General features: G+C 69.8%; 9 protein-coding genes. 5 read left to right on the top strand and 4 right to left on the bottom strand.

Going from position 1 to position 12598, the window contains the following annotated elements; genetic code table 11:
* Positions 1 to 211 precede the first annotated feature (211 nt).
* A complete protein-coding gene (locus tag I6H87_RS30595) occupies positions 212 to 1273 on the top strand; it encodes a sigma-54 interaction domain-containing protein (RefSeq protein ID WP_011617806.1) in 1062 nt (353 codons plus the stop codon).
* Here the strand turns inward: I6H87_RS30595 and I6H87_RS30600 are convergent.
* Positions 1258 to 3264 (bottom strand): hybrid sensor histidine kinase/response regulator, encoded by a 2007-nt coding sequence (locus tag I6H87_RS30600; RefSeq protein ID WP_010810669.1) that lies wholly within the window; start codon positions 3262 to 3264, stop codon positions 1258 to 1260. The two genes, I6H87_RS30595 and I6H87_RS30600, sit on opposite strands and share 16 nt — an antisense overlap.
* 158 nt (positions 3265 to 3422) lie before the next feature.
* Positions 3423 to 4430: an SDR family oxidoreductase gene (locus I6H87_RS30605; RefSeq protein WP_010810670.1), complete on the bottom strand. Its 1008-nt coding sequence runs from the start codon at positions 4428 to 4430 to the stop codon at positions 3423 to 3425.
* A gap of 253 nt (positions 4431 to 4683) precedes the next feature.
* Between I6H87_RS30605 and ligD the strand changes: the two genes are divergently transcribed.
* The 4 genes from ligD to ku all read left to right on the top strand — a co-directional run bounded on the left by ligD (position 4684) and on the right by ku (position 11500).
* On the top strand, positions 4684 to 7416 hold the full coding sequence (gene ligD / locus I6H87_RS30610) for a DNA ligase D (protein ID WP_010810671.1): 2733 nt from the start codon (positions 4684 to 4686) through the stop codon (positions 7414 to 7416).
* 141 nt (positions 7417 to 7557) lie between these two features.
* Positions 7558 to 7953 (top strand): hypothetical protein, encoded by a 396-nt coding sequence (locus I6H87_RS30615; protein ID WP_011617807.1) that lies wholly within the window; start codon positions 7558 to 7560, stop codon positions 7951 to 7953.
* A 303-nt stretch (positions 7954 to 8256) separates the two neighbouring features.
* Positions 8257 to 10266: a response regulator gene (locus I6H87_RS30620; RefSeq protein ID WP_011617808.1), complete on the top strand. Its 2010-nt coding sequence runs from the start codon at positions 8257 to 8259 to the stop codon at positions 10264 to 10266.
* Positions 10267 to 10480: 214 nt separating this feature from the next.
* The gene (ku, locus tag I6H87_RS30625; RefSeq protein ID WP_010810674.1) at positions 10481 to 11500 is read left to right on the top strand and encodes a non-homologous end joining protein Ku; all 1020 of its coding nucleotides are present in this window, start codon (positions 10481 to 10483) and stop codon (positions 11498 to 11500) included.
* Between the two features lie 82 nt (positions 11501 to 11582).
* Here the strand turns inward: ku and I6H87_RS30630 are convergent, their stop codons facing one another.
* Positions 11583 to 12023, bottom strand: coding sequence for a BON domain-containing protein (locus I6H87_RS30630; RefSeq protein WP_010810675.1), 441 nt, complete (start codon positions 12021 to 12023; stop codon positions 11583 to 11585).
* Between the two features lie 287 nt (positions 12024 to 12310).
* Complete coding sequence (locus I6H87_RS30635; protein WP_041688558.1) at positions 12311 to 12571, bottom strand: hypothetical protein; 261 nt, start codon at positions 12569 to 12571, stop codon at positions 12311 to 12313.
* Positions 12572 to 12598 lie beyond the last annotated feature (27 nt).

Consider the following 12598-nt stretch of genomic DNA (forward strand, 5'->3'; position numbering starts at 1 on the left):
ACGGGTCTCGACTGCGACATTGTCAGTCGGTTGCACAAGTCCACTGCGTAATGCCAGTCTAAGCGCGGGCAGGCACGGTCGTTGCCGGTGTCCGTCTGACACAGCTGTCGGATGTTTCCGCGCGGGCTCAGACACCTATGGCAAGCCCCTGCGCCAAAGGCTAGCATAGGAACTTCTCACGACAAGCCCGCCCCCGACCGAGGCCTTCATTGTGCCCGTGACCGCCAGCACATCGCGGCGCAGCAACGCCGCTCTCTCTGGGCAGCCCGCCAGCCACGCCGCCAGCACATCCGAGCCGGCGCGCGAGCCCGCGCCGCGCCGTGCCATACCCTCGCAGGTGTCGCTGCTGTGGGAAAGCGCGTCGCCCGCCATGCAACGCCTGCTGGCCCAGATCGAGCGCGTGGCGCCCACCGATGTCACCATGCTTGCGGTAGGCGAAAGCGGCTCCGGCAAGGAAGTGGTGGCGCGCGCGGTACATGAGCGCAGCGCGCGCCGCAACGGCCCCTTCATTGCGGTCAACTGCGGGGCGATCCAACCCACACTGATCGAGTCGGAACTGTTCGGCCACGAGAAAGGCGGCTTTACCGGCGCGATCGAGCAGAAGGCAGGCTACTTCGAGCAGGCCCATGGGGGCACGCTGTTTCTCGACGAAGTCACTGAAATGCCGCTCGAGATGCAGATCAAGTTGTTGCGGGTGCTGGAAGGCCGCACCTTCCACCGCGTCGGCGGCGACACGCCCATCGCCACCGACGTGCGCATCCTGGCAGCCACCAACCGCGACCCGGTCGAGGCAGCGCGTGCCGGCCAGTTGCGTGAAGACCTGCTGTACCGGCTGGCCGTGTTCCCACTGCATATCCCGCCGCTGCGCGAGCGGCCCGACGATATCGTGCCGCTGGCACGCCACTTCCTGGCCGAGTACAACGCCATGGAGCGCACCGACAAGGCCTTCTCGGCCGCCTCGCTGGAGCGGCTGGTGCGCTATGACTGGCCGGGCAATGTGCGCGAGCTGAAGAACGCCGTCTACCGCGCCTTTATCCTGGCCGACAAGGTCGTGGAGATCGGCAACCCCAACCTGGCCACGCAGCCGCCGCGGCCCACCACGGTAGACGGCGTGGTCAGCGTGCGCGTCGGCACCACGCTGGCCGACACCCAGCGCGAAATCATCATGGCCACGCTGGCGCGCTTTGACGGCGACAAGCGCCAGGCCGCGCGCGCGCTCGGCATCAGCCTGAAGACGCTGTACAACCGGCTGGACGCCTACCGCTCCTTGTAAGGCAGCGGCGCGGCCAGCGCGCGCGACAGGGCCTCGATCGCCAGCGGCTTGGTCAGGTAGGCATGGAAGCCGGCCAGTTCGCTGCGCCGCTGGTCTTCGGCAGTGCAGCGCCCAGTCAGCGCCAGGAACTGCACCGCGCGCGGGGCGCACGCCTGGCGCAATGCCGGCAGGACTTCAAAGCCCGACATGTCGGGCATTTCCAGGTCGAGCAGCACGCAATCCGGGCGGAATTCGGCAACCAGGTCCAGTGCCTGCTGGCCGCCATGGGCGGCGCGCGCCTCATGGCCGAGCAGGCCCAGCAGCTCGGCCATGCTGTCAGCCGAATCGGCATTGTCGTCCACCACCAGCACGCGGCGCCGCGGCACCGGCCCTGGCGGCGGCGTGCCGGCCTCGCGGCGGCGGGCGCTGGCGCGCGGCAGGATCACGGTGAAGGTGCTGCCCTTGCCCGCGCCACCGCTGTCGGCCTGGATCGCGCCGCCGTGCGCTTCCACCACGGCCTTGGCCAGCGCCAGCCCGATGCCCAGGCCGCCGCGGCTGCCGGCGCCGGCCTCCTGCGCGAACAGGTCGAAGATGCGGTCCAGCGCCGCCGGCGCGAGACCCCGGCCGGTATCCGACACGGCGGTGATGACGCGCGCTGACTCCACGCTCACATGCACGCTGACGATACCGCCGCGCGGGGTGTACTTGACCGCATTGCTGAGCAGGTTCAGCAGCACCTGCCCCAGCCGCGCGGCGTCGGCGCGCACATAGGGCGAGCTTGCCGGCAGCGCCAACACGAGCCGCTGGCCGGCGGCTTCCAGCACCGGGCGGATTGCCTCGATGCTGGTGGTTACCACGTCGTTGTACGAGGTGGGCGTCAGCTCCATCTTCAGCTTGCCGGCGGTCACGCGGCCTACGTCGAGCAGGTCGTTCACCAGCCGCTCCAGCTGGTGCAGCTGGCGGTCGATGATCCCGGCGCAGCGGCGCACGCGCGTGTCGGCATCCGGGGTCAGCTCGATCACTTCGACTGCGTTGCGCACCGCCGCCAGGGGATTGCGTAGTTCATGCGCCAGGATGGCCAGGAACGATTGCAGCCGGCGGCTGCCGGCCTCCAGCATTTCCAGCCGCAGCGCATCGCTCAGGTCGCGCACGGTCCACAGCAGGCTGGTCGGGCAGCCGGCGGCGTCGCGCACCAGCACCATGCGCGTATGGCAACGCACCACCGAGCCGTCCTTGCGTGCCACGCGCTCTTCGCCGGCCCACTGGCCGCACGCGCGCGCGGCTTCCAGCGCCGCGCGGTCGCGCCCCGCGGCGGCATCCTGGCGGGAATAGAGCAGTGCCAGCGGCTGGCCGACGGCTTCGGCCTCGACGTAGCCGGCCAGCGCCTGCGCGCCGACGTTCCAGCTGCGGATGGTGCCGTCCAGGTCAAGTTCGCACACCGCGGTGCCGGGCAGGTTTTCAGCCAGCAGCCGCATCCGGGTATCGGCGAGCCGGGCATGCTCGGATGCAGCCTGCTGCACGGTAATGTCGCGGCACGACACGATAAAGCCGGCGGCCTGGCCTGCCGCGGACTCCACGGACGAGGCATCGCCATGCCTGGCCGCTACGTCCGGCCCGTCGGCAGCGCCAATGGCCCGCATGAGGCAGGACGCCTGCAACAGGCTGCCGTCGCGCCGCACGCGCCAGCCCTGGTCGCGCGCGCTGCCTCCGAGTGCGGCCGCCTGCAGCCATTGCTGCGGCAGGCCGGCAGCGACATCGTCAGGACGATGCAGGCAGGAAAAGTGACGGCCGGTGATTTCCTCGGCGCTGTAGCCGAACACGCGCCGCGCGGCATCCGGCCACATCGCAATACACCCGTGCGCATCAGTCTCGAACACGGCGCAGTCTTCCACCGCGTCGAGCAGGCGCCGGTACTGTGCCGCCAGCAGGAGGCCGGCATCGTCCGCCAGGGTGCAGTCCGGCTCGCCGACGAGTGACGTACGGATGCCTTTTGCCGCATGCGGCTCGGACATGAGCATACCTTCTGTGTGATGGGGAAGACAGCAGGCCCCGTGCGCGGGCGGCCTGGCGCCGCCGCCCGGCGGAGGCCCGAATGCCCGCAACTGCGGGCATTCGAGTCAATGATAGGCGTTCGCGGCCCACGCGCCACCAATGTGCGCAGCACAGGACACTAGCGCTTGTGCCGCAACTGGTACACCGCGGCAACCGCGGCGGAGGCGCCCACCACCAGCGCAGTGGCCAGCATCGGGTGCCGCGCGGTGGTGGTGTAGGGGCAGGAGTGCAGCGCGTTGTGGCTGCCGCTGCGTTCCTGCAGGCCGCTGCCGCTGCCATACAGCGCGTTGTCCTCGAGCGGACCCGCGGGGTGATGCGTCTGTTGCGCGCGGCCCATGAAGCGGCGCATGAAGCGGTCGAAGGTGTGCGGCGCGTGGTACGCCGCGGCCGAGAACGCCTTGGCGGCAGCACCGACGAAAAGCTCGCGGCGCGGGTTCGCGGCAGCAAACAGGATCGCGTCGGCCGCCAGCGCCGGGTCATACAGCGGCGGCGGCATGCGCGGCTCGACATCGAGGAAATTCTTGGCGTGCATCGCCAGCGGCGTTTCCAGTCCGGCAGGCTTGATCAGCGTCACGCTGACCGGCGCCTGCTCCTGCTCCAGTTCCAGCCGCAGCGAATCGGTAAAGCCCTTGATCGCGTGCTGCGAGGCCGCATAGGCGCTCTGCAGCGGCAGCGGGCCGTCCGCCGCCTCGCTGCCCATGTTGATGATGGCGCCGCCGTGCTCGCGCAGGTGCGCGGCCGCCGCCAGCGAGCCATGCACGGTGCCCCAGTAGTTGGTATCGAACAGCCGCCGCTGGTCTTCCAGCGGCACGTCGCAATGGCGGCCGAAGATGGTCACGCCGGCGTTGTTGATCCAGGTATCGAAGCCACCGAAGCGCTCGATCGCAGCCTGCGCCACCTTGCCAACCTCTTCATGCTTGCCGACATCGGCCACCACGGTGATGACTTCATTGCCATGGTCGCGCAGCTCTTCGGCCAGCTGGTGCAGCGAGCCCTCGCTGCGCGCCACCAGCACCAGCCGCGCGCCCTGCTGCGCCGCCTTGCGCGCCGTCACCAGGCCCACGCCGCTGCTGGCACCGGTCAGGACGATGACCTGCGAGCCAATGTTCTTCAGGGTTGGTTTCATCGCCGCTTCTCCTCGGGGAGGCCCGGCACGGTGCCGGGCATGCCGCTGGGGAGTCGCAAGGAGCGTTCCTGTCCGGGGCGGCCCTGGCTGGCGGCGCCACGGCAGGCGGGCTGCCGCAGATTTACAACACCCGGTAAGAACCACATGGCGCGACGCGCATGGGGCTGCCGCCGGGCGCTGTAGGACGGGCGCCGATTTCAGCGGCGGCATGTGCTGCCTAAGCTGGATACATCCCACCTAACCGGCGACAGCAATGGCCAAGACCACGCGACCGACAGCGCCAAAGGATCCCGGCAAACGCCGCGCCGCGGCAAAAGGCGCCGGCAAGCCCACCGGCAAGCGCGCCAGCACGGCCCGCCCGGCGGCACGCGGCGCGCCAGCCGCCAAGGCCGCTCCCGCCGCGCTCGACAAATACCGTCGCATGCGCGACTTCGGCGCCACGCCTGAGCCCAGCGGCGCCGCGCGCACCCGCGGCAAGGTGCACAAGCGCGCCGGCGAGCTTTCCTTCGTGATCCAGAAGCACGCGGCGCGTCGGCTGCACTATGACTTTCGCCTCGAACTCGGCGGCGCGCTGAAAAGCTGGGCCGTGCCCAAGGGGCCGAGCCTGGACCCGGCCGACAAGCGCATGGCCATCCATGTCGAGGACCATCCGCTGGACTATGCCGGCTTCGAGGGCGTAATCCCCGCCGGCCACTATGGCGCCGGCACGGTCATCGTCTGGGACCGCGGCACCTGGTTGCCGGTAGGCGATGCCGAGGCCGGCTACCGCGCCGGCAAGCTGAAGTTCGAGCTGCGCGGTGAAAAGCTGCACGGTCACTGGACCCTGGTGCGCATGCACGGCAGCCGGCAGAAGGAGCAGGACGCCTGGCTGCTGATCAAGGAGCGCGACGAGACCGCCGTGCCGGCATCGGAGTTCGATGTGGTCGAGGCCTTGCCGGACAGCGTGCTGGGCGGCACGCAGCGCAAACCCGCGGCAAAGCGCGCGAAGTCCGCGCAGCCGCCTGACGAAGCCGCACCAGATGCACACGGCACGGCGAAATCCCTGAAGCCGCCGCGCGGCGCGCCGCGCGCGGCCTTGCCGCTGGCGCTGGCGCCGCAGCTGGCCACGCTGGTGGAGCAGCCTCCGTCCGACGCGCAGGCGTGGCGCTACGAGATCAAGTTCGACGGCTACCGGCTGCTGGCCCGCATCGACGGCAAGGATGTGCGCCTGTTCACGCGCCAGGGCAACGACTGGACCAGCAAGCTGCGTGCGCTGGCGCGCGACGTCGGCACCCTGGGCCTGCCCGATGGCTGGCTCGATGGCGAGATCGTGGTGCTCGGCAAGCATGGCGCGACCGACTTCCAGGCGCTGCAGAATGCCTTCGATACCGCGCGCGTCGAGGGCATCCAGTATTTCGTGTTCGACCTGCCCTACTTTGCCGGCCATGACCTGCGCAAGGTACCGCTGGTGGAGCGGCGCGCCCTGCTGCGCCGGATCTTCGCGCACAACACCTCGCCGCGCCTGCAGTTCAGCGAGGACTTCGAGGCCGGCCCTGCCGACATGCTCGAGGCAGCCTGCCGCATGAAGCTTGAAGGCGTGATCGGCAAGCGCGCCGACGCCGCCTATGTCAGCGCGCGCACCAGTACGTGGATCAAGCTGAAATGCACCTTGCGCCAGGAGTTCGTGGTGGCGGGCTTCACCGACCCGAAGGGCAGCCGCGCCGGCATCGGCTCGTTGCTGCTTGGCGTGCACGACAGCGGCGGGCGGCTGCGCTACGCGGGCAATGTCGGCACCGGCTTCGACGCGCGCACGCTGGGCGCGCTGCGCACGCAGCTGGACGCGTTGCGCGCCGATTCCGCGCCCTTTGAGAACGTGCCTGCAGGCGTAAAGGGGCACTGGGTGCGGCCAAAGCTGGTGGCCGAGGTCTCGTTCGGCAGCTGGACCCGCGAAGGCCGCGTGCGCCATGCCGTGTTCCACGGCCTGCGCACCGACAAGCCCGCGCGCGCGGTGTCGGTGGAGCGGCCGGCAACGCCGGCGGCCAACGGCAAGCCCGCGGCAACCACGGCAAAGCATGCCGGCACACGGCCGAAGGCGGCGGCAAAGCGCACCACCGCCGCCGGCGGCAAGGTCGCGATCAGCCATGCCGAGCGCGTCATCGACACAGCATCCGGCCTGACCAAGGGCGACCTGGTGCGCTACTACGAACGCGCCGCGCCGCTGATCCTGCCGCACCTGCGCGGGCGACCGATCGCGATGGTGCGCGCGCCATCGGGCGTGGGCGGCGAGCAGTTCTTCCAGCGGCATAGCGACACGCTGCGGGTGGACGGCCTCAACGTGCTCGATCCGGGCCTGTGGCCTGGGCATCCCGCGCTGCTGGAAATCGCGTCGGCCGAAGCCCTGGTGGCCGCGGCACAGCTCAATGTGGTGGAGTTCCACACCTGGAACGCCGGCAAGCGCAGCATCGAGCGCCCCAACCGCATCGTCTTCGACCTGGACCCGGGCGAAGGCGTGCCCTGGCCACAAATGCAGGAAGCCGCCGCGCTGATGAAGGCGCTGCTCGATGAACTCGGCCTCGCCAGCTTCCTGAAGACCAGTGGCGGCAAGGGGCTGCACGTGGTGGTGCCGATCACGCCGCGTGCCGGGTGGGACGAGGTGAAGGCGTTCGCGCATGACGCGGTGCGCCATGTCGCCGCCACCGTGCCGCAGCGCTTCGTGGCCAAGAGCGGTCCAAGCAACCGCGTTGGCAAGATTTTCATCGATTACCTGCGCAATGGCATAGGCGCCACCACGGTGGCGGCATTCTCGGCGCGGGCACGCCCGGGGCTGGGGGTATCGATGCCGGTGTGGTGGGAGGAACTCGATAGCCTGCAAGGCGCGGCGCAGTGGACCGTGGCCAATGCCGGCCCGAGGCTCGACGCCGTGGCGGCCGACGACCCATGGGCGGACTACGCCGAAACCCGGCAGGCGATCACGCGCGCCGCGGCGCGACTGGCACGCGCCCGATAGCCCCCCGTTCCCGCCGGAGATCCACAGCAGTCGCCAAGCGGCACATTTCTTGCCGCATCCCGGTCATGGCACACGGCCCGGCACCCCCGCCGCGTGCGCCACGTTGCACTGCTGCCAGTGCAGCGACGACATGGAGACGTGATGATGAGCCAACTCAGGATCGCCGCGAAGATTCGAGCCACCGCTGCCGCGCCACGCAACCGCCGCGCCTTGCGCCACCTGCTGGTTTCCTGCGCGATGCTGTCCTTCGCCGCCAGCCCGGTGCAGGCACGCCTGCCGGCACCGACGCCCGAGCAGCAGCTGGCCGCCGAAGCCAAGAAGTCCAAGGAAGCCGAAGCGGCCAAACAGCAGGCCGAGGCATTAAGCCGGGTCCAGGACCGGATCGCTGCGCGCTTTGGCAAGGGCGCCACCGGCGGCGGCACTACCGAGCCCGGCAAGATCCCGCAGAAAGCTGCCGAAGCGGCCGGCTCAGCCGGACCGCACGGCGGCACCTCCCCCAGCGCCGAAGCGCATGGCGGCGAGGCGGCCCGCCGCTGAAGCGGGCCACGCATGCCACGCCGTTGCCGCGCTGCGTGCCGGGCGACGCCTGCCCGGCACGCCTCTTGCCACTCTGCCAGCGCAACAGCCTGGCAAAGCCGCAGGCGTGCTGATGCATAAGGGGAATGGCGATGGACGACTTCTGTGCGCATGTAATACCTACAACCGGCGGCCGCGCCAGCGCGGCAAAGCTTGCAAGCGGGGCAGCGCGGCCGGCGCGGTTTTACACGGCGCCGCCGCGGACCATCCCGGGCCCTGAGCAAACCTCCGCGCGGGCGCGCAAGCGCCTGTCAGCGTGATGCCATGACGCCGCATGCCGCCAACCCGGCCCCGCTGATCCTGAATGTCGATGACCGCGAGGGGCCGCGCTACGTCAAGAGTCGCATCCTCCATCGCGGCGAGTATTCCGTGATCGAGGCCGCCACCGGCCATTCGGCGCTGTCGCTGGTGCGACAGCATGCGCCGGTGCTGGTGCTGCTGGCCGCACGCCTGCCCGATATCAGCGGGCTGGAAGTCTGCCGGCTGCTCAAGGCCGATCCACAGACCGCGCACACGCTGGTGCTGCTGACCTCGCCAGGGCTGGCGCAATCGCGCCAGCGCGTAGAGGCGCTGAACTGCGGCGCCGACGGCTACCTGGTCGAGCCTGCCGAGCCGGAAGAGGTGTTGTCGAGCATCCAGGCGCTGCTGCGGCTGCGCGGGGCAGAGGACGCCTATCACCGCACCTCGCGGGCACTGCATGAGCATGAAGACATGTTCCGCCAGGTGGCCGAATCGCTGGCCGACGTGGTGTGGATCCTCGACCCGGCCGAGCCCCGCCTGCTGTTCGCCAGCCCCTCGCTCGCCACGTTGTGCGGCCATAAGCCCGAGCAGCTGACGCAAGAGCCGCGCCGCTGCCTGGAGCGCGTGGCGCCGGCCGACCGTGCGCGCGTGGAAGCGGCGTTCGCCAGCATGCTGGGCGACGGCAGGCTGGACATCGAGTTCCGCCTTGCGCGCCCGGACGGCGAGCTGCGCGATATCCGCGCGCGCGCGTTCCCGGTACGCGGCGCGGAAGGCCAGCCGGGCGACGACCGCACGCCGCCGTTGCGCATTGCCGGCACCTGCCAGGACGTGACGCTGCAAAACCGTGCCGGCCGCGCGCTGCATGACGAGGAACGGCGCAAGGACCAGTTCCTGGCGATGCTGGCGCATGAACTGCGCAATCCGCTGGCGCCGCTGCGCAGCGCCGCGGACCTGTTGCAGCAGCTCTCGCCCTCGCGCGAGGACATGTTCCGCGCGCGCGACATCATCGGCCGGCAGCTGCACCACCTGACCCGGCTGGTGGACGAGCTGCTCGACATCTCGCGCTTCAACCAGGGCCGCATCACGCTGCGCGAGGACCTGGTGGAACTGCGCACCGCGCTCAATACCGCGGTGGAAGCCGTGCGCCCCACGATGGACGCCTGCGGCCATACGCTGCGCCTGTCGCTGCCCGAGCAGCCCCTGCCGGTACGTGGCGACCTGGTGCGCCTGGCGCAGATCTTCAGCAACCTGCTGCAGAACGCCGCGGCCTACACGCCCGCCGGCGGCCAGATCGTCGTCGATGCCAGTCTCGAGGACGGCGCGGCGAACACCGCGCCCGATGCCGCGTCCGGCGCCCGCGTCACCGTGCGCGTGCGCGACAACGGCGCCGGCCTGTCCGAGGCACTGCAGCGGCAGCTGTTCGATCCGCTGGCCGCGCGCGACGACGGCACCCAGCCCGAACCGCCGCGCAGCGCGATCCAGCAGGACGGTCCCGGCATCGGCCTGACGCTGGTGCAAAAGCTGGTGCGGCTACATGGCGGCACCATCCGCGCCGACAGCCCCGGCCCCGGACAGGGCAGCACCTTCACCGTGACGCTGCCGGTAGAGCCGTGGCAGAAGTGGCACCCAGGCTCCGGCCGCACCGCGCCGCACCGCGGCGTGCCGCGCCGGATCATGGTGGTGGACGATAACCCTGACGCGCTCGAGGCCATGATGATGACGCTGCAGACACTTGGCCATACGGTGGTGACCGCCGCCGACGGCCCCAGCGCGCTGGCGCGCGCCACCGATGCCCGGCCGGAGGTGGTGCTGCTGGACCTGGGCATGCCCGCCATGGACGGCTTCGAGACCGCGCGCCGCCTGCGCGCGCTGCCCGAGATGCGCGGCGCCACGCTGGTGGCGCTGACCGGCTTCGGCCAGCCCGAGGACCGCCGCCGCGCGCTGGAAGCCGGCTTCGACCAGCACCTGGTCAAGCCGGCCGACCTGGACGCGCTGACACGGCTGCTGGATGCACTCAGCGCGGACCATTCCTAGCGCGATGCCGATGCCAGCCGCCGCTCCCATCCACCCTTGAACAAGGAAGCTCCGTGCATACCACGCCCGATCCCGACATCCCGCCGCGCAAGCCTGAAACCCCGCCGCCGGAACCTCCGCCGGGCCCGCCCGAACCAGTGGCAGACCCGCCTCCGGGCGATCTGCCGCCACCGCCGCCGCAACGTGCCCGTGCGGCTGGCAAAGGAGCCCTCACGTGTCACGCATCATCTGGAAAGGCGCCATAACCTTTGGCCTGGTCAATATCCCGGTAGTATTGCGGCCCGCGTCGCGCAGCCAGACGCTGGACCTTGACCTGCTGGACGTGCGCGACATGGCGCCGGTGGGCTACCAGCGCATCAACAAGAGCACCGGCAAGCCGGTCGACAAGGAGTATATCGTCAAGGGCTACCAGTACGCCAAGGACGAATACGTGCTGCTGAACGAGGAAGACTTCCGCCAGGCCAATGTCGAGGCCACGCAGACGGTGGATATCGTCAGCTTTGTTGACGCGCAGAGCATCCCGCCGTACTACTTCGACACGCCCTACTACCTCGAGCCCGACAAGCGCGGCGAGCGCGGCTACGCGCTGCTGCACGAAACCATGCGCCGCACCGGGCGTGCCGCGCTGGCGCTGGTGGTGCTGCGCGCCCGCCAGCACCTGGCCGCGATGCTGGTGCACGGCGACGCGCTGGTGCTCAACACCATGCGCTTTGCCGACGAGGTGCTGCCCATCTCCGAACTGCGCCTGCCCAAGGCGACCACCGGCAAACCCACCGGCGCGCATGCGCGCGAGATCGAGATGGCCACCAAGCTGGTCGAAGACATGAGCGAAGACTGGGAGCCGGAACAGTACCGCGACAGCTATCGTGACGACCTGATGGCGCGCATCGAAGAAAAGATCGACTCCGGCAAGACCCACCAGCTGACCCCGCCTGCGGAAGAGGAAGAAGCGCCGCGCCAGGGCGCCAAGGTCATCGACATGGTGGCGCTGCTGCGCCAGAGCCTGGGCCAGCGCGGCAAGGAAGACAAGGAGGACGCCACGCCCGCGCGCCGCAAGGCCCCTGCGCGGCATGCCGCCGCCAGGAAGCAGCCCGCTGCCAAGCGGGCTGCGACCCCGCCTGCCAAGCGCGCCAGCACCGCCGCCAAGACCAAGCGTGCACCGGCCAAGCGCGAGTCGCACGCGCCGGCCGCGCGCAAGAGTTCAAGCACTACGCGCAGGAAGCACGCGGCTTAGGCAGGGGGGCCAAATTCCGATTGCGTTCTCCCTCTCCCGCGCGCGGGAGAGGGAGCAAACCCTCAGCATCGGACAAACCCGCTTACCGCGATGACACCTTCAGGTTGTCATTGACCGACGTCACGCCCTCGACGCTGCGGATCGCGTCGAGCGCCAGGTCGTGCTGCTGCTGGCTCGGCACCGTGCCGCTCACGTCGACCGTGCCCTGCCTGGTTTTCACACGGATGCCGGTGGACTTGAGGTCCTTGGTCGTGAGCAGCTTGGTCTTGATCCTGGTGGTGATGGCACCGTCCTCGACGGCCCGCTTGGCCTTGTCGGCGCTCATGTCCGGGGCGGCGCCCCGGTCAGGGTCGGCACGGCCGGGCATGCCCGGCGCGGAATTGACGGGTGCCACAGGGGTATCGTCGGCCGCAACCAGGATCAGGCCGCTCTTGTCGAGCGCCAGCGCGCTACCGGCTACCGCCAGCGCGGCAGCAACACAGGCCATCCGCACGGTGCGCGCGGGAATTCGGGAAAAACGCATGGCTGCCTCCTTTTTCGGGTCACCAGCGCATCCGTTGCCGGACTTGCCTGGCACGCGGAACCACTGGTAAGGCATATTTCAGCAAGCTCCATACCTGCCGGGCAGGCCGCACCAGGCGTCCGCGGCGGGGCCCACGGCGTGTAAATCGGGCCACCCGTTGTAAAAGCGCCCGCCGCGTGATGTGCTGCATCCCCCGTTACAGGCCGTTGCTGGCGGCACCCCGGTCCTTCCATCCTTGGCATGGCGATTGCGAAACAGGGGATGCGGCAGTTCGCCGCGTCAAGGAGCTAGCAATGGGACAGCAGCAACAGCCGGGTCAATCGCAGTCGGGCCAGAAGCCGCAGGAACAGAAGCAGCAGGAACAATCTGGCCAACGCGGCAGCCAGCAGCAGCCGGGACAACAACAAGGCGGCGGTCAGATGGGTAACCAGGACCGCAAGCAGGACCAACAGCAGCAGCAGGATCGCGGCAGCTCGCAACCGGGCCAGCAAAGTGGCCAACGCAGCGGCCAGCAAAGCGGCCAGGGCGGGCAACAGGGTGGGCAACAAGGCGGACAACGCCAGCCGTAAGTAAGC

The organism is Cupriavidus necator (genome assembly GCF_016127575.1).
GTDB lineage: Bacteria > Pseudomonadota > Gammaproteobacteria > Burkholderiales > Burkholderiaceae > Cupriavidus > Cupriavidus necator_D.